The organism is Streptomyces lusitanus, from assembly GCF_042647945.1.
Lineage (GTDB): Bacteria > Actinomycetota > Actinomycetes > Streptomycetales > Streptomycetaceae > Streptomyces > Streptomyces pseudogriseolus.
The window spans coordinates 79,287-96,241 of record NZ_JBHRWL010000017.1 but is presented as its reverse complement, the minus strand read 5'-3'; the positions used below and the strand labels follow the sequence as shown (position 1 = coordinate 96,241).

The following is a 16,955-nucleotide window of genomic DNA, read 5'->3' as shown; positions in this document are numbered from 1 at the left end:
ATGCAGCCGTCGACGGACGCCCAGGTCCGGGACATGGTGCACCGGCGCCGCCGCCGTCGCCGCACGGTGCTGGTGTCGCTCGCGGCGGTGGTCACGGTGCTCGGCGCCGCGCTCGTCGGCGCCGGCCTCGTCCGGGCCACCGACACCGAGCCCGGCGACGCGCCGGAGGAGGTCCCGGCCGGCGTGGCCGCCGACCAGGCCGGACTCGTCACGTCCGACGGCCCGGTCCGCGTCGATCTCTACCTCGACTACCTCTGCCCCGAGTGCCGGATCACCGAGAAGGCCCTCGCACCCGAACTGAGGAGGATGCAGGAACGCGGAGAGGTGCGCGTCGTCCACCATCCGGTCGCCTTCCTCGACGACCGCAGCGCCCCCGCCGGCTACTCCACCCGGGCCGCGTCCGCCGCCGCCTGCGCCGCGGACCAGGACAAGTTCGAGCCGTACACGGCGGCGCTCTTCGACGAACAGCCGCCGGAGCAGGGCCCCGGCCTCGACACCGACCGCCTGGTCGCCCTCGGCCGGGACGCCGGCATCACCGGCGCGTCCTTCGAACGGTGCGTGCGCGACGGCACGTACCGGCCCTGGGTGACGTACGTGTCCGACGTCGCCGCCTCCAGCGGGGTGGCGCTCACCCCGACCGTGAAGGTGGACGGCAAGCGCGTCGAGCTCTCCGGACCCGACCGGGCGAAGGACTTCGTGCGGGCGGTGGAGGAGAGCCGTTCATGAGCCGCCTGACCGTGGCCCTGACCGGGGACTGCATGGTGACGCGGGGTGCGCCGCTCACCTCCGACCCGGCCGCCGGCCGGCTGGGCGAGGTGCTGCACGGGGCCGACTTCGCCTTCACCAACCTGGAGGTCGCGCCCGCCACCGGACGCGGCCACCCCGTACCGGACGCGGCCAGCGGAGGCGGCCTGATCGCGGACCCCGCCGTCCTCGACGATGTGACGGCGATGGGCTTCTCGGCCCTGAGCTGCGCCAACAACCACGCCCTCGACCTCGGCCCGGAGGGCGTCCTCGGCACCGTGGACCTGCTGCGCGCCAAGGGGCTGCCGTTCGCGGGGATCGGCGCCGACCTCACCGCGGCCCGGCGCCCGGTGTATGCGGACCGGCCGGCCGGCAGCCTGGCGCTGATCGCGTGCACCGCCACCTTCCGGGACGGGCAGGAGGCGGCCGCCCCGTCCCCGGACCTGCCGGGCCGGCCGGGAATCAGCCCGCTGCGGCACGGGGTGACCCTCCGGGTGACGTCCACGCAGCTGGAGGTGTTGCGGGAGATCGACGGCGCCACCGGGCTGCGGTCCCGGCGGGCCGAGGCGCGCACCCTGCTCGGGTTCGACCCCGCCATGCCCGGCCCGGGCCGGCTCGCGCTGTTCGGCACCCGGTTCGAGACCGCGGACACCCCGGGCCTGACCACCGCCTGCGACCCGCGGGACGTCCACGACATCACCCGCTGGGTCGCCGAGGCGCGCCGCCGCGCGGACCTGGTCCTGGTCAGCGTGCACTCCCACGAACCCGGCCCGACCCCCGAGACCCCCGCCGAGTTCCTGCGGGACTTCGCCCGCGCGGTGATCGACGCCGGCGCCGACGCCGTGGTCGGACACGGCCCGCACATGCTGCGCGGCGCGGAACTCCACCGGGGCCGGCCCGTCTTCCACAGCCTGGGCAACATCGTCAGCCAGATCGAACTGGCCGACCGCGTCCCCGCCGAGGACTACGCGCGGGCCGGGACGGACGAGGCCCTCACCCCTGGCGGGTACTTCGAGCGGATCACCGCCCACGGCCGGCGGATGTTCGTCCCGCACCGCCGGTACTGGCAGTCGCTCGTCCCGGTGCTCACCTTCGACGACGGGGTCTTCACCGGAGCCCGGCTGCACCCGGTCGACCTGGGCTTCGGGCAGCCCGTGCACCGGCGGGGACGGCCCCGGCTGGCCGGTCCGGCCGACGCCAAGGAAATCTTCACCGACTTCGCGCGGCTCGCGGAGCCCTACGGCGTCACCGTCACCGTCGGGGACGACGGGACGGGGGAACTGGTGGCGGCGGAAACCTGACGGCGGTCACCGGCCCGGCCGGTAGGGTGCCGGGGAGACAGGCCGACGAGGTGTCGGACCGCCGGGGCACGGCGGCGACCCGAGGTACGAGGGATGCGGAATGGCCGAGGCGGTCCGGGTCCTGATCGCGGACGACCAGGCGCTGCTGCGCGGGAGCTTCCGGGTCCTCGTCGACTCGACTCCCGGCATGGAGACGGTGGGGGAGGCGGGGGACGGCGCCGAGGCCGTCGCGCTCGCCCGTGAACTGACACCCGACGTCGTCCTGATGGACCTGCGGATGCCCGTCATGGACGGGATCGCCGCCACCCGCGAGATCTGCTCCGACGCGTCGACGGCGGGCGTGCGGGTGCTGGCCCTCACCATGTTCGACATGGACGAGTACGTCTACCCGGCCCTCCAGGCGGGCGCGAGCGGTTTCATGCTGAAGGACGCCTCGCCGGACGACCTGGTCGCGGGCATCCGTGTCATCGCCACGGGTGAGGGCGTGCTGGCCCCCTCGGTCACGCGCCGCGTCATCGCGAACTTCTCCCACCAGGACACGGCCGCCCGGCCGGCCCCCCGGCTCGTCGGGCTCACCCGGCGCGAACAGGAGGTGCTCGTGCTGATCGCCAAGGGTCTGTCGAACGCGGAGATCGCCGAGCACCTGGTGATCAGCCTGCCCACCGTGAAGACCCACGTGAGCAGACTGCTCTCCAAGCTGAACGCCCGCGACCGCGCCCAACTGGTCATCGTCGCCTACGAGAGCGGCATCGCCGAGCGCGGGATGCCGCCGGGCTGACCCGGTGGCGGCGGTCCCGGCCGCGGAACGCCGCGGAGGGAACGGTCGTCAGGGCTCGTCCGTCGCACGCGCGGCCGGGCCGCGTTCCGCGCGGAGGAGTGCGCGGGCCGCCCGGAGGACGTCCTCGTCCTCTCCCGCACCACAGGCGACGAGGACGCGGAGCAGTCGGGTTCCCCATACGTCCGGGTCCGTCGCATGGGCGTCGAGGACCCGGACGCCGTGGCGTCCGCCCGTGCCGTCAGGGCCCGTCACGCGTCGGCGGACCGCTTGTCTCAGCGCGTCGTGGAGGTCGTGGACGGTTCCGCGGGACGTGCCCGTCAGTCCGGCCGCCGCTCCCGTGGTCAGCGCGGTGGCCACCAGTTCCGCTCCGGTCAACGTGGGCCCCTTCGGATGTGCGGGTTGTGCGTACGAGCACGGCCACTGTGTCCGGGGGTGCTGCAATGCTGATGAACGACCGATGAAGTGCGGGAGCGGAGGCTCGGGGTGGGCGGGGATTCTCGGCGGCTGCGCATCGAGGTGCTGGGCCCGCTGCGGGCGTGGCGGGACGGGAGCCCACTGCACCTGGGACCCCTCAGACGGCAGACCGTGCTGGCCGCCCTGCTGCTCCGGGACGGCGCCCTGGTGAGCCACGAGCACCTGCTCGACGGCGTCTGGGGAGCGGACCCGCCCGCTTCCGGCACCAAGGTGCTGGCCAGTCACGTCAATCCGCTGCGCAGAACGCTCGACCGTGCGGGCACCCGCCACACGGAGTCGGTGATCCGCAGCGGGAAGGGCTGGTACCGCTTCGTCCTGGACGACGTCCGCCTCGACCTCGCGGACCTCGCCGAGCTGGGCGACCGGGCGCTGCGGACCAAGGCGTCCGGCGATCGGGCAGGCGCCGCCGAGCAGTTGGCCAAGGCGCTCGCGCTGTTCCAGGGCGAGCCGCTGGCCCATCTCTCCGGGCCGTTCGCCGCGGCCGAGCGGGAACGGCTCCTGGAGCGTCGGCGGACCCTGCGGCTGGCCCGGCTCTCCTGTCTGGTCGACCTCGGCCGGTACGGCGACGCCCTGGACGACCTGGCGCGTCTGCCCGAGGCGGACCGGTACGACGAGTCGGTGCTGGCCCTGCGCATGCGCGCCCTCTACGGCTGCGAACGCCAGGCGGAGGCCCTGCACGCGTATGAGGACATGCGCAGGCGTCTCGCCGACGAGCTGGGGGTCGACCCGGGCGAGGAACTGCGCCGGGTGCACGAGGCGGTGCTGCGTCAGGACGACGCCACGCTCCTCGGCGCCACGGAGCGGCAGACGACCACCGTGCAGCCGCCGCCCCAACGGAGCCCCGTCAACCAGCTGCCGGGCGACACCGGCCAACTGGTCGGACGGGAGGCCGAGTTGTCCGTCCTGACGGCTCCCGGTCCCGCCGACGCGGTCTCCGTCGTCGCCGTGGACGGCCCCGCCGGGGTCGGCAAGACGGCCCTCGTCGTGCGGGCGGCCCACCGCATCCGCGACCGCTACCCCGACGGGTGCCTCTTCGTGGACCTGCACGCCCACAGCCGCGAACGCGGCAGGCCCGCACCGGAACGGGTGCTGCGGCGGCTGCTGCGCTCCCTCGGCGCGGACGGCAGCGAGGTGCCGGACGACCTCGACGACCTCATGACCGTCTGGCGGGCGGTCACCAGCCCGCTGCGTCTGCTGCTCGTCCTCGACGACGCGGCGGACACCCGGCAGCTTTGGCCGTTGCTGCCCGCCGGGCCCGGCAGCACGGTGATCGTCACCGGCAGACAGCGGCTGGCGGGCCTGGACGCCGACCGCCGGGTCACGCTGGAGACCCTCGGCGCCGGCGAGGCGGCCTCGCTGCTGCGGCAGATCGTCGGCCGGGAGCGCACGGACCGGGAGCCGGAGGCGACGCGGGAACTGGTCCGGCTGTGCGCCGGGCTGCCGCTGGCGCTGCGTATCGCGGGCACCCGGTTGCAGACCCGGCCGGCGTGGACGCTGGCGTATCTGGTGGACCGGATGGCGGACGACGAGGGGCGCCTGGGCGAACTCAGCGCCGGTGACCGCAGCGTGGAGGCGGCCTTCCGGCTGTCGTACGACCAGCTGCCGCCGGAGCAGCGGCGGGGCTTCAGGACACTGGGGCTGGCGCCGACCGTGGAGTTCGACGTGCGCACCCCCGCGGCGATGCTCGGCCGGTCCGCCCGTGACGCCGAGCGGATCATGGAAAGCCTGGTCGACACGAGCCTGCTCCAGCAGCCCCGGCCGGGCCGCTACCGGCTGCACGACCTGGTGCGGGTCCACGCGCGACGGCTGGCCGAGGCCGCGCCCGCCGAGACGGGTCCGGCACGCGAGGCGGCGCTGCGCCTCTACCTGGACGCGGCCCGTGTGGCCAGCGACTGGGGCGCCGGCGGCTATCCCACCGGTCCGGGGCCGTCCGGGACGTCGTTCACCGACTGGCGGGAGGCCGCGGTGTGGCTGGACGAGGCGGGCGGGGAGCTGGCGGACGTCGTCGGTCACGCGGTGGCGTCGGGCGAGGCCGACCACGCCTGCTGGATCGCCGAGGCCCTGACGGACCACTTCGTCGGCCGCGGCCGCCTGCACGAGTGCCAGGCGGCCCTCGAGACCGCGCTGCCGCACGTCGACGCGGCGGCGGACCGGCGGATGGCGCCCGCGCTGCACAACTGCCTCGGGTACACGCTCACGCACCGGGCGCGCTTCCCGGAGGCCTGCGGTCGCCTGCGGACGGCGCTCGACCTCAGCCGTGAGCGCGGGGAGCGGCACGAGGAGGGGCGGGCGCTCGTCGGACTCGGGGCGATGACCGGGCTGGGAGCCGCGGGACCGGACGCCGCCGGCGAGGAAGGGGTGTCCGTGCTCGTCGCGGGGCGGGAGCTCGCCGAGCGGTACGACGACCACTGGCTCGTCGCGATGGCCTCCTTCGCCCTCGGGTTCGTCCGCCACCGCCAGGGCAGGGACGAGGAGGCGCTGGCCTGTTTCCGGGAGGCCCACACCCGCGGCAGGGCCATCGGGCGGCCGAGGGCCCTGAGCAGGGCGCTGACCTCCAACCTCGACCTGCACCTGTATCTCGACCCGTCGGCGGCCAGGGTCCTGTTCCGCCGGGTGGCCGACCTGATCCAGCGGACCGGTGACGTACTCCTCCACACCCTGACGCTGGCCCGGCTCGGCACGGCGGAGCACACCGCCGGGAACCTGGACGCGGCGGCGGACGTGTTCCGGCGCGCCCTCGCGCAGCACGGGACACCGGACCCGCTCGACGATCCCGACCACGACCGGCGGGAAATGGACCTGAGGTGCAGGCTGGGCCGCACCTGCCTGGTGGCGGGGCGGCGGGCCGAGGCCCGGGAGCAGTTCCGGACCGCGCTGGCCGTGCCGGGCGCCGACCGGTACCCGAAGGAGCACAAGCTGGCGGTCGAGGGGCTCGCCGCCACCGAGGAACCGGGGCGGGCCGGCTGACCGGGGCGGGGCCGAAAAGAACGAGGCCCCGGTCGTTCACCTCTGGCGACCGGGAACCTCGTGACGCGGATCGGCCGGCGGCGACACTCCCCCGAGCAGCGCGTCCTTCGCGCGCACCCCCGGGCCGGATCCGGTGTAGTGATCACATCAAACCTTGCCAACGGATGGCTAACATAAGGCCAATGGGTTCCGTTTCGGTCAGCCGGAAGGCAGTGGTGCGGCGTGACACGACGCGGACTGCGCTTCGGACTGCTGGGGACGCCGGTCCTCCACGGCGGTGAGCCGGCCCGCGGTCAGGCGCCCCGCACCCCAGGCGGCGTCCCCGTCGTTCCCGTGACCAGCCCCAAGCTCCGCACCCTCCTCACCGTCCTGCTGCTCGACGCCGGGCGGGTCGTCTCCGTCGAGGTGCTGAAGGACGCCCTGTGGGGCGGGGCGCCGCCCGTCTCCGCGCTGCCCTCGCTGCACAACCACGTCGCCCGCCTGCGCCGCCTCCTCGACGAGCCCGGCCGGCTCCTCACCGTGCCCACGGGGTACGTCCTCCGCGTCGACGACGGCGAACTGGACGTCCAGGTCTTCGACACCCACGTCGCCGCCGCCCGTGCCGCCCGCGCCGAGGGCGACTGGGAGCGGGTGCGCGGGGAGTGCCGGGCCGCGCTCCGGCTGTGGCGGGGGACTCCGCTGGGCGGGCTCGCCCCCGACGTGGGCGGGTACGCCCTCGTGCGCCGCCTCCAGGAGGCGCGGCTGCTGCTCCACGAGTGGCGGTACGACGCCGAACTCGCCCTGGGTGACCGTCTGGCCGACCTCGTGCCCGAGCTGGCCGCCCTCGCCGAGGAGCATCCGCTGCGGGAGGCCTACCACCGCCAGCTCATGCTCACCCTGCACCGCACCGGCCGCCAGGCCGAGGCCCTCGTCGTCCACCGCGACCTGCGCGCCCGCCTCACCGACCAACTCGGCGTGGAGCCGGGGCCCGCCGTGCGCGACGCCCATGTGGAGGTGCTGCGGGGGAGCGGGACGCGGGACGGCGCGTCCCTGTGGGTGCGGCCCGCTCAGACGCCGATCGCTCAGACGCCGTTCGTTCAGGTGTCGTCCGGTCACCTGCCGTCCGCTCAGCTGCCACCAGCTCAATTCCCGCCCGGTCAAGTGCCACCCGGCCGACTTCCCCCCGCCCCCGCCCACTTCGTCGGCCGCGCCGACGCCCGCGAGGGCATCACCCACGCGCTCTCCGCCACGGACGGCGCGACCCGTCTCGTCGTCCTCAGCGGCACCGTCGGCATCGGCAAGAGCGCCCTCGCACTGCACGTCGCGCATGCCCTGGAGGAACGTTTCAGCGGAGGCCGGCTGTACCTCAACCTGCGCGGCGCCGAGCCCGGTTCCGCGCCCCTCACCGCCGAGCAGATCCTCGCCGCACTCCTCCGCGACCTCGGCGTCCCCTCGTGTGCCGTCCCCGAACACCCCGACACCGCCTCCGCGTTGCTGCGGTCCCTGCTCGCCCCCACCCGCACCCTGCTCGTGCTGGACGACGCCGTGAGCGCCGCCCAGATACGGCCGGTGCTGCCCGCCGGGCCCGGGTGCGGTGTCGTCGTCACCAGCCGGTCGCCCCTCACCGCCCTCGACGGCGCCGCCCGTTTCCCGCTCCCGCCGTTGAGCGACGAGGAGAGCGCCGCGCTGCTGCGGGCCGCGTCCGGGCGGGACGGGATCACCGCCCGGCACCCGCTGGTCGCCCTCACCGGGCGGCTCCCGCTGGCGCTGCGCGTGGTCGCGGCCCGGCTCGCCGCGCGCCGAGCCCTCACGCCGGACGCGTTCGCCGCCCAGCTCGCCGCCGCCGAGAGCAGGCTGGACCTCCTCGACTACGACGACCTCGGCGTCCGCCGCTCACTGGACGCCGCCTTCGCCGCGCTCACCGCCTCCGAGCGCCGTACCGACCGGGACGCGGCCCTCGCCCTGCGCCACATCGGCGCTCTCGACCTGCCCTCCTACGACGCCCCCTCGCTGGCCCGGCTCACCGGCGTCGACGAGGCCCGGGCCGAGGCGGCGCTGGAGCGGCTGGCCGACGTGGCGCTGCTGGAGGAGACCGCGTACGGGCGCTTCGTGCCGTACGACCTCGTGCGGGACTTCGCCCGCGAACGGGCGGCCGAACCCTGCGCGCACGCCCCGGCGGGGTGTCACTTCGCGTCGGCGTAGCACTTCACCACCGCCGTGGTGAACGGGAACCGCACCGGCGTCTCGCCGAACGCGATCCGCCCCGCCTGCTCGGCGGCCTCACGGATCGCCGCCGTCACCGCCCGCGTCTCCTCCTCGGGGCAGTGCACGATCACCTCGTCGTGCTGGAAGAACACCAGCTCGGCCGCCATGCCGGTCAGCGCCTGCCGGAGCCCCGCGAGCAGCAGCAGCGCCCAGTCGGCCGCGCTGCCCTGCACCACGAAGTTGCGGGCGAAGCGGCCCCGGGCGCGGGCGTCGGTCGAGGTGTAGCCGGGGGTCCACGGGCGGGCCGTCTCGGAGTCCGGATCGTCCCTCGCCACCGGGATGCCCGCCTCCTCCACCGCGTCGTCCGTCGTCCGCGCGGCCGGCGGGCAGGTGCGGCCCAGCCAGGTGCGCACCAGCCGGCCCTCCTCGCCCGCGCGGGCCGCCTCGTCGACGTACGCCACGGCCCGGGGGAAGCGGCGGCGCAGCGCGGCGAGGTTCTTCAGGCCGTCGCCCGAGGTCTGTCCGTACACCGCGCCGAGGACGGCGATCTTGGCGCGGTCGCGGTCGCCGGAGAAGGCGCGCTCGGACACCGCCTGGTAGAGGTCGCTCTCCCGGCCCGCGACCTCCATCAGCGCGGGGTCGCGGGAGATGGCCGCCAGCACCCGCGGCTCCATCTGGTCGGCGTCGGCGACGACGAGCCGCCAGCCGGGGTCGGCGACGGCCGCGCGGCGGATCACCTTGGGTATCTGGAGGGCGCCCCCGCCGTGGGTGACCCAGCGGCCGGTCACCGTGCCGCCCGCGAGGAACTCGGGGCGGAAGCGGCCGTCGCGCACCCAGTCCTGGAGCCAGGACCAGCCGTGCGCCACCCAGATCCGGTACAGCTTCTTGTACTCCAGGAGCGGCTTCACCGCCGGGTGGTCCACCGACCGCAGCTCCCAGCGGCGGGTGGAGGTCACCTTGACCCCGGCCTGCGCGAACGCCTTGACCACGTCGGCCGGGAGGTCGGGCCGGACGCGGCGGCCGAAGGCGGCGGACACCTCGTCGGCCAGCTCGGCCAGCCGGCGCGGCTCGCCCCCGCCCGCGTACCGCTCGCCCAGCAGGTCGTGCAGCAGCGCGCGGTGCACGTCCGCGCGCCAGGGCAGCCCGGCGCGGTTCATCTCGGCGGCGATCAGCATGCCCGCCGACTCGGCGGTGACCAGCAGCCGCATCCGGTCCGGGTGCGCGGTGGCGTCGGTGCGCCGCTGCTGCTCGGCGTAGACCGCGAGCAGGTCGGTCAGCGGCAGCGGGGCCGCCTGCGGGTCGAACAGGGACGACTGGGCTCCCGGGTCCGCCTGCCGCTGGGGCGGGTCGGGCGGTACGGGGCCGCCGCGCAGCCGGGCCAGGGCCGCCGCGGCCGAACGCGGCTCCCCGTACCGCCCCTCGTGGCCGAGGAGCAGGGTCTCGGCGGCCTCCACGTCGTACGCCCGCTCCACTCGCACCCCCGTGGCGAGCAGGCGCGGGTAGACCTCGGCGGTGGACCGCCACACCCACCGGGCGACGCCCGGGCGGCTCCGTACGGCCTCGGCAGGGTCCGTCTCGCGCCGCACCGGGCCGGAGGGCAGCCCGTCGGGGCCGAGGGGGGCGACGTCCACGCCACCGTCCTCGGCCGGAGCGAGCGCCCACCGGCCGGCCATGTACGCGAGTGTCGCAGGAGGGTGTGACAACGGCCTGGTGGGAGGGGTGCCGGGCCGGGCCGTGGATCAGCTCTCCCGCGTCGCCTCGTCCTCGGAGTCCGTCTCCACGTACTGCGCGAGCATCTTCGCCAGGTACTCCTCGGCGGCGGCCTTGGTGACGCCGAGGGAGCTGAGCACGCCGGTGCCGTTCTCGTGCTCGAGGAGGGCGAGCAGGATGTGCTCGGTGCCGATGTAGTTGTGGCCGAGGCGCAGCGCCTCGCGGAAGGTCAGTTCGAGCACCTTCTTGGCGGCCGGGCCGTACGGCACCAGCTCCGGGGCGTCCTCGACGGCGGCGGGCAGCGCCGCGCGCGCGGCCTCGCGGACCGCGTCGACGGTGACGCCCTGCTCGGTGATCGCCTTGACGGCCAGGCCCTGCGGCTCGGCGAGCAGGCCGAGGACCAGGTGCTCGGGGAGCCCCTCGGCGTTGCGGGCGGCCTTCGCCTCGTTGTGCGCGGCCATGACGGTGTTGCGGGCGCGGGGCGTGTAGCGGTTGAAGCCCTGGCTCGGGTCGAGGTCGTTGCCGCCCTGGGGGACGAAGCGCTTCTGGGCGGCCTGCCGGGTGACGCCCATGCTCCGGCCGATGTCGGTCCAGGAGGCGCCGGAGCGCCGGGCCTGGTCGACGAAGTGACCGATCAGATGGTCGGCGACGTCGCCGAGGTGCTCACCGGCGAGCACCGCGTCCTGGAGCTGTTCGAGCGGCTCCTCGTGGACCTTCTTGATGGCCGCGATGAGGTCGTCGAGACGGATGGATGACTTGATGGCGGGGTTCGTCGTCATGTGTCAACCGTAAGTTGACAGTAGGAGGGTGTCAACCCGTGGTTGACACTTTCGGGTGACGGGTCGCGGCGTGGCACGATCGGCCCCGTGAGTACGTCCTCCGCCGTCGACCGCGCCTTCCGTTCCGCCCTCTACGACACGGGCGACGACACCCTCGACACGGGCGCCTCCCTGCTCGCCGCGGACCCCACGGCGGACGCCGAACTCGCCCGCCGCGGCGAGGACTTCGTCGCGGCCGCCTGGCAGCGCGGGTGGCAGCCCGCCGACGTCGTACGGGTGGTGCGGCGGGAGCTGGACGAGACGCACGTCCGTCTGGCCGGCGCGCTGATCCTGGCCGAGGCGCGACGGGACGGGCGGACGCGCGGGGCGCGGTGGGAGGCGCAGCTCGCCGAGCTGCGGGCGGGGAAGCCCGCGCCGCGCGGTGACCGGTTCTCGTACGCCACCGCCGTCCTGGAGCTGTACCGGCTGCTGCTGCGGCTGCCCGCGCTGGAGCCCCTCGACGAGGCGGCGGGGGCCTCGCCGTCCGCCGGGCGGGAGCGGAAGCCGGAGTCCCGCATGCTCGGACGCATCCGGGCGCTGCTGGCCAAGGCGGAGGCGACCGGGTTCCCGGAGGAGGCGGAGGCGCTGAGCGCCAAGGCGCAGGAGCTGATGGCGCGGCACAGCGTCGACGAGGCGCTGCTCGCCGCGCGCACGTCCGCCGCGGAGGGTCCGGACGCCGTCCGGATCGGTGTGGACCCGCCCTACGAGCAGGCCAAGGCGGTGCTGCTGGACGCGGTGGCCTCGGCGAACCACTGCCGGGCGGTGTGGAACGAGCCGTTCGGCTTCTCCACGGTGGTGGGCTTCGCGCCCGACCTGGAGGCGGTCGAGCTGCTGTTCACCTCGCTGCTGGTGCAGGCGACCACCGCGATGACCAAGGCGGAGGCGGCGCAGCGGGCGGGCGGCCGGAAGCGGACGAAGACGTTTCGGCAGGCTTTTCTCGCCGCGTACGCCCACAGGGTGGGGGAGCGGTTGGCGGCGGCTGCGGCCGAGGTGCCGGTGGAGGGCGATCTGTTGCCCGTGCTGGCGTCGCGGGAGGTCGCTGTGGGGGAGCGGGTGGAGCGGTTGTTTCCGTCCACGACGAGTACGCGGTTGCGGGGGGTGGGTGATGTGGCGGGGTGGGAGGAGGGCAGTCGGGCGGCCGAGGAGGCGGTCGCCGCCACCCGGAGGCGGTTGGGCCGGCGCCGCTGACGTCGGGGTGCGGGCCCGTCGCCGACTGCGGGCGCCGTCCGCGCCCACCCGTGGCCGCCCCTACGAACCCAGGCCCTCCGTCGGCAGGCCCGGGGGCAGGCTGCCGCCCTCCGCCTTCGTGTACGTCTCCGTGCCGGCCGCGCCCTCCCAGGTGACCGTGAGGGACGACCCGTCGACCGACTCCACCGTGCCCTTGGTGCGGTCGCCGTCGCCGGTCGGGCACGTGAGGGTGAGGGTCGCGTCGCCGTCGCCCTTCGCCGTGCCGCTGCACACCGTGCCGCCGGTGACGAAGAGGGCCGCCTCCTCGCCGTTGACCATCAGGACCACGGCCTTGCCGTCCGCGGTGGTGAGCCAGCTGCCCTGGAGGTCGCCCGCCGGCGCGCCGTCGGAGCCCCCCGTGCCGCCGGTGCCGCCGCCGGAGTCCGCGGTCCGTGTGACGGACGGGGTGGGCGTGCCCGCGGAGTCGTCCGAGCCGCCGTCGCCGTCGTCGCCGCACGCCGTCAGCGTCAGCGCGCCCGCCAGCCCCACGGCCGCGAGCGCCCACCGGGCCCGCCGGGAACGTCCCCCACGCGCGCGTGCCGGGCCGAAGTGCTCCACCGAGGCCTCCGTAGTCACCGCTGGTCCCCTCCCTGACGCCGGCCCGGGCAGCCGGACGACCGCTGCCAGCTAACAGGAACCGCCCCGCGTCCGGCCAGGGGTGGGTGACGGACCTCGCACCATCACCGCCGGGCCGCCCGCAGCACCTCACCGCCCGCCCATCGAAAGGGCACAGGAGGGAACACAAACGCGCGCGCGTGCGTCTCTAAGGCAGCGGGGCCCGGTAAAGCGTCCGTCAAAGCGGGCGCCGTGCGGCCGGTGAGGCTGTAATCGCGCCGACACCCGCCGTGCACGTGCATACGCTCATGCATGTGCACATGAACGAAGCTATGATCCGGGTCAGTTGACCACTGCATCGATGGTCACACCAGCCAGTGCACCAGCGGGGAGCGACCTGTGGACCACGACGTGTACGACGGTGACGGGCACGACGGTGCCGGCGCGTCCGGCGTGTACAACGGCATGGCGGCCACCCGGCTGGACGGTGTGGCCTGGCAGAAGAGCAGGCACAGCAACTCGCAGGGGTCCTGCGTGGAGTTCGCCCGGCTGCCGGGCGGGGAGGTCGCGGTGCGCAACTCCCGCTTCCCCGACGGCCCCGCGCTCGTCTACACCCGCGCGGAGATCGAGGCCATGCTGCTGGGCGTGAAGGACGGCGAGTTCGACCACCTGGTCGCCGGCTGACCCGGCGCGGACACCGGAACCCGCGGGTCCCCGGCACCCCCGGGCCTTCCGAAACCCCCGGCGCCCCCGGTCGCCCGGCAGCACCTACGGCCGAGACGCCCGCGCGCGACGCGCGTAGACAAGTGACGCGCACGTGCGCCACGCCGGGATCAGGGCTGCGGGAGCCGGAAGAGCGCCCACACCACCTTGCCGCCGAGTGCGCCCGACAGCGGCTGCCAGCCCCAGCCGTCGCTGAAGGAGTCCACCAGGAACAGCCCGCGGCCGGACTCGGCGGAGCAGTCGTCGGGCAGGTCCCGCGGGTCCCGGGTGACCGGGCTCTCGTCGCTGGGGTCGCGCACCGCGCACACCAGCCGCTCGGTCCACCGCAGCAGGTGCAGCCGCACCGGGGGCTGCGGGGCAGCCAGGCGCGGGGCGTTCGCCGGGAGTCCGTGGCGCAGGGCGTTGGTGACGAGTTCGGAGACGACCAGGCAGACGTCGTCGAACCGGTCGCCGAGATGCCACTGGTCGAGGGTGCGGCGGGTGAACTGCCGTGCCTCGCGCACCGCTTCGTAGCGGGCGTGCAGGGCGCAGAAGGCGGCGTCGGAGGCGGCCGCGAAGTTCAGCGGCGGAAGGCCCTGCCGTAACGGCTCGAGCATGGTCGATCCATTCGTCCCCATGCGAGGCACTCCCGGAATTCGCGGTCGTAGCGAGGCGGCGGTGGTGCGGGGACCATGGTTTCGGATGCGCACAGCAGATGCAAGGGCAGATGCACGTGCAGCTGACCGAAATCAGCCCTACCGTTCTGGTTTGTTGGGCAATTTTTCCGTCATCCTCGTGTCTTCTCCCTGGCTGTTCTCTTGCCCCCTCGTTGCGTCGCCGTGCCCCTTCCGTGCCGCTTCCTGACCGGATCGAGCGGCCTGATTCCGTTTGCGTAACCGGTCGAGTACTGCTCGGAGTGTTTTAGTGGCAGACTGCGGGCCCTGAAGACGTTGGGGAGGCTGTCGGACGTGAGCGCGGGAGAGCCGGGATCGGTGGTGCGGCGCATGCTGCTCGGATCACAACTCAGGCGACTGCGTGAGGCGCGGGGGATCACGCGCGAGGCCGCGGGGTACTCGATCCGCGCCTCCGAGTCGAAGATCAGCCGGATGGAGCTGGGCCGGGTGAGCTTCAAGACCAGGGACGTGGAGGACCTGCTGACGCTGTACGGCATCACGGACGAGCAGGAGCGGGCCTCGCTGGTCTCCCTCGCCAGGGAGGCCAACGTGGCGGGCTGGTGGCACAGTTACTCGGACGTCCTGCCCAGCTGGTTCCCCACCTATGTCGGCCTGGAGGGTGCGGCCTCGCTGCTGCGCGCCTACGAGGTGCAGTTCGTGCACGGTCTGCTCCAGACCGAGGAGTACGCCCGCGCGGTGGTGCGGCGCGGCATGAAGAGCGCGAGCGACGCCGACGTGGAGCGCCGGGTGGCGCTGCGTCTGGAGCGGCAGAAGTACCTGGTCGCGGAGAACGCCCCCGAGTTCCACGTGGTGCTCGACGAGGCGGCGCTGCGCCGGCCGTACGGGGACCGCGCGGTGATGCGCGGCCAGCTCCAGCATCTGATCGAGGTCTCCGAGCGGCCCAACGTCCGGCTCCAGGTGGTGCCGTTCAGCATGGGCGGGCACTCCGGGGAGTCCGGCGCCTTCACCATCCTCAGCTTCCCCGAGTCCGACCTCTCGGACGTGGTGTACCTGGAGCAGCTCACCAGCGCGCTCTATCTCGACAAGCCCGAGGACGTGGCCCAGTACGAGAAGGCGCTCAAGGAGCTCCAGCACGACAGCCCGGGCCCCGCCGAGAGCCGCGACCTGCTCCGGGGACTCCTCCAGCTGTCCTGAGAGCTCCTCCAGCTGGCCTGAGGACGCCCCTGACTGGCTCGGAGACCCCCTTCAACTCCCTTTCATCACACGTACGATGACGTGACATCACACTCACGGTGTGCCGACCGGTTTTCTGCTGACGCAGCAAGGGATCGAGGGATCGCATGTCGTCGTACTTCACCGACCTGGCTCAGCAGTACATCGGCGGCGAGTGGCGCCCCGGCACCGGCGCCTGGGACATCATCGACTTCAACCCCTACGACGACGAGAAGCTCGCGTCGGTCACCATCGCCACGGCCGGCGAGGTCGACCAGGCGTACCGGGCGGCCGCCCGCGCGCAGAAGGAATGGGCGGCGGCCAACCCGTACGCCCGCCGCGCGGTGCTCGAGAAGGCGCTCCGGCTGCTCGAGGAGCGCGAGGAGCGCATCGCCGAGGCGATCGTCGCCGAGCTGGGCGGCACCCGGCTGAAGGCCGGCTTCGAGCTGCACCTGGCGAAGGAGTTCCTGCGCGAGTCGGCGCACCTGGCACTGGCCCCCGAGGGGCGGATCCTCCCCTCGCCGGTGGACGGCAAGGAGAACCGCGTCCACCGCGAGCCGGCCGGCGTGGTCGGCGTGATCGGCCCGTTCAACTTCCCCTTCTTCCTGGCGCTGAAGTCCGTCGCCCCCGCGCTCGCGCTGGGCAACGGCGTGGTCCTCAAGCCGCACCAGGACACGCCGGTGGTCGGCGGCACCCTGATCGCCAAGATCTTCGAGGACGCGGGGCTGCCCCCCGGGGTGCTCAACGTCGTGATCACCGACATCGCGGAGATAGGCGACGCCTTCATCGAGCACCCGGTGCCGAAGGTCATCTCGTTCACCGGCTCCGACGAGGTCGGCCGGCACGTGGCGACCGTCTGCGCCTCCCTCTTCAAGCGCGCGGTGCTGGAGCTGGGCGGCAACAGCGCGCTGGTGGTCCTGGACGACGCCGACGTGGACTACGCCGTGGACGCGGCCGTGTTCAGCCGGTACGTGCACCAGGGCCAGGTCTGCATGGCCGCCAACCGCATCCTGGTCGACCGGGCGGTGGCCGACGAGTTCACCGCGAAGTTCGTCGCCAAGGTGCGCACGCTCAAGGCCGGCGACCCGCGCGACCCGGAAACCGTCATCGGCCCGGTGATCAACTCCCGGCAGGCGGACCACCTCGCGGGCGTCGTCGCGCAGGCCCTCGCCGAGGGCGCCACCGCCCTGGTGCACGGCGCGCGCACCGGCAACCTGGTCGAGCCGTCCGTGGTCACCGGGCTGCCCGCCGGTTCCGCCCTGCTGCGCCAGGAGGTCTTCGGCCCCGTCGCCTTCCTCGTCCCGTTCGACGGGGAGGAGGAGGCGGTGCGCCTGGTGAACGACACCCCCTACGGGCTCAGCGGCGCCGTGCACACCGGGGACGTCGAGCGGGGCGTGCGCTTCGCCCGGCGCATCGACACCGGGATGTTCCACGTCAACGACGGCACCGTGCACGACGAGCCGATCGTCCCCTTCGGCGGCGAGAAGCACTCGGGTGTGGGCCGGCTGAACGGCGACACCTGGCTGGACGCCTTCACCACCACCAAGTGGATCTCGGTGCAGCACGGCCGCAGCCGCTTCCCGTTCTGAGCCGTACGGCCCCTTCCCGCAGGCCGCTCCCGGCGCCGTCCGGGCGCGGCCTACGCTGG

At 74.2% G+C, this 16,955-nt stretch carries 14 protein-coding genes; 9 read left to right on the top strand and 5 right to left on the bottom strand.

The window, feature by feature from the left end; all coding sequences use genetic code 11:
- From ACFOSY_RS23845 to ACFOSY_RS23835, 3 genes are all read left to right on the top strand, one after another.
- On the top strand, positions 1-726 hold the full coding sequence (locus ACFOSY_RS23845; protein WP_394310222.1) for a DsbA family protein: 726 nt from the start codon (positions 1-3) through the stop codon (positions 724-726).
- Positions 723-2,045: a lasso peptide C-terminal Trp epimerase gene (mslH, locus tag ACFOSY_RS23840; protein ID WP_394310220.1), complete on the top strand. Its 1,323-nt coding sequence runs from the start codon at positions 723-725 to the stop codon at positions 2,043-2,045. Before ACFOSY_RS23845 ends, mslH begins: the two co-directional genes overlap by 4 nt.
- 100 nt (positions 2,046-2,145) lie before the next feature.
- Positions 2,146-2,823 (top strand): response regulator, encoded by a 678-nt coding sequence (locus ACFOSY_RS23835; protein ID WP_394310218.1) that lies wholly within the window; start codon positions 2,146-2,148, stop codon positions 2,821-2,823.
- Positions 2,824-2,871: 48 nt separating this feature from the next.
- Here ACFOSY_RS23835 and ACFOSY_RS23830 read toward each other — a convergent pair whose 3' ends face one another.
- Positions 2,872-3,198, bottom strand: coding sequence for a hypothetical protein (locus ACFOSY_RS23830; RefSeq protein WP_394310216.1), 327 nt, complete (start codon positions 3,196-3,198; stop codon positions 2,872-2,874).
- Between the two features lie 108 nt (positions 3,199-3,306).
- On the opposite strand from ACFOSY_RS23830, the gene ACFOSY_RS23825 reads away from it, so the two are divergent.
- The gene (locus ACFOSY_RS23825) at positions 3,307-6,264 is read left to right on the top strand and encodes an AfsR/SARP family transcriptional regulator (protein ID WP_394310214.1); all 2,958 of its coding nucleotides are present in this window, start codon (positions 3,307-3,309) and stop codon (positions 6,262-6,264) included.
- 222 nt (positions 6,265-6,486) lie between these two features.
- A complete protein-coding gene (locus ACFOSY_RS23820; protein WP_394310212.1) occupies positions 6,487-8,445 on the top strand; it encodes an AfsR/SARP family transcriptional regulator in 1,959 nt (652 codons plus the stop codon).
- On the opposite strand, the gene ACFOSY_RS23815 is transcribed toward ACFOSY_RS23820, so the two are convergent.
- Positions 8,427-10,121 carry a bifunctional 3'-5' exonuclease/DNA polymerase gene (locus ACFOSY_RS23815; protein ID WP_394310210.1) on the bottom strand — a complete coding sequence of 565 codons (1,695 nt, stop codon included), beginning with the start codon at positions 10,119-10,121 and terminating at the stop codon, positions 8,427-8,429. The genes ACFOSY_RS23820 and ACFOSY_RS23815 overlap by 19 nt on opposite strands.
- A 66-nt stretch (positions 10,122-10,187) precedes the next feature.
- The gene (locus ACFOSY_RS23810) at positions 10,188-10,937 is read right to left on the bottom strand and encodes a Clp protease N-terminal domain-containing protein (protein ID WP_394310208.1); all 750 of its coding nucleotides are present in this window, start codon (positions 10,935-10,937) and stop codon (positions 10,188-10,190) included.
- An 87-nt stretch (positions 10,938-11,024) separates the two neighbouring features.
- Here ACFOSY_RS23810 and ACFOSY_RS23805 point away from each other — a divergent pair, with 87 nt between their 5' ends.
- Positions 11,025-12,164, top strand: a complete 1,140-nt coding sequence (locus tag ACFOSY_RS23805) for a DUF2786 domain-containing protein (protein WP_394310206.1) — start codon at positions 11,025-11,027, stop codon at positions 12,162-12,164.
- Between the two features lie 60 nt (positions 12,165-12,224).
- Here ACFOSY_RS23805 and ACFOSY_RS23800 read toward each other — a convergent pair whose 3' ends face one another.
- On the bottom strand, positions 12,225-12,761 hold the full coding sequence (locus ACFOSY_RS23800) for a hypothetical protein (RefSeq protein WP_394310387.1): 537 nt from the start codon (positions 12,759-12,761) through the stop codon (positions 12,225-12,227).
- A 396-nt stretch (positions 12,762-13,157) separates the two neighbouring features.
- Here ACFOSY_RS23800 and ACFOSY_RS23795 point away from each other — a divergent pair, with 396 nt between their 5' ends.
- Positions 13,158-13,442, top strand: coding sequence for a DUF397 domain-containing protein (locus ACFOSY_RS23795; protein WP_006132594.1), 285 nt, complete (start codon positions 13,158-13,160; stop codon positions 13,440-13,442).
- A 149-nt stretch (positions 13,443-13,591) separates the two neighbouring features.
- On the opposite strand, the gene ACFOSY_RS23790 is transcribed toward ACFOSY_RS23795, so the two are convergent.
- A complete protein-coding gene (locus ACFOSY_RS23790; RefSeq protein ID WP_394310200.1) occupies positions 13,592-14,077 on the bottom strand; it encodes an ATP-binding protein in 486 nt (161 codons plus the stop codon).
- 387 nt (positions 14,078-14,464) lie between these two features.
- Here ACFOSY_RS23790 and ACFOSY_RS23785 point away from each other — a divergent pair, with 387 nt between their 5' ends.
- On the top strand, positions 14,465-15,289 hold the full coding sequence (locus ACFOSY_RS23785) for a helix-turn-helix domain-containing protein (protein WP_394310385.1): 825 nt from the start codon (positions 14,465-14,467) through the stop codon (positions 15,287-15,289).
- A gap of 146 nt (positions 15,290-15,435) precedes the next feature.
- Positions 15,436-16,896, top strand: a complete 1,461-nt coding sequence (locus tag ACFOSY_RS23780; protein ID WP_394310196.1) for an aldehyde dehydrogenase family protein — start codon at positions 15,436-15,438, stop codon at positions 16,894-16,896.
- Positions 16,897-16,955 lie beyond the last annotated feature (59 nt).

Bases quoted from the DNA above. Each gene is read 5' to 3' on its own strand.
- ACFOSY_RS23810 (WP_394310208.1), bottom strand. From the start codon at position 10,937: ATGACGACGAACCCCGCCATCAAGTCATCCATCCGTCTCGACGACCTC.
- ACFOSY_RS23835 (WP_394310218.1), top strand. From the start codon at position 2,146: ATGGCCGAGGCGGTCCGGGTCCTGATCGCGGACGACCAGGCGCTGCTG.
- ACFOSY_RS23815 (WP_394310210.1), bottom strand. From the start codon at position 10,121: ATGGCCGGCCGGTGGGCGCTCGCTCCGGCCGAGGACGGTGGCGTGGAC.
- ACFOSY_RS23790 (WP_394310200.1), bottom strand. From the start codon at position 14,077: ATGCTCGAGCCGTTACGGCAGGGCCTTCCGCCGCTGAACTTCGCGGCC.
- ACFOSY_RS23785 (WP_394310385.1), top strand. From the start codon at position 14,465: ATGCTGCTCGGATCACAACTCAGGCGACTGCGTGAGGCGCGGGGGATC.
- mslH (WP_394310220.1), top strand. From the start codon at position 723: ATGAGCCGCCTGACCGTGGCCCTGACCGGGGACTGCATGGTGACGCGG.
- ACFOSY_RS23780 (WP_394310196.1), top strand. From the start codon at position 15,436: ATGTCGTCGTACTTCACCGACCTGGCTCAGCAGTACATCGGCGGCGAG.
- ACFOSY_RS23845 (WP_394310222.1), top strand. From the start codon at position 1: ATGCAGCCGTCGACGGACGCCCAGGTCCGGGACATGGTGCACCGGCGC.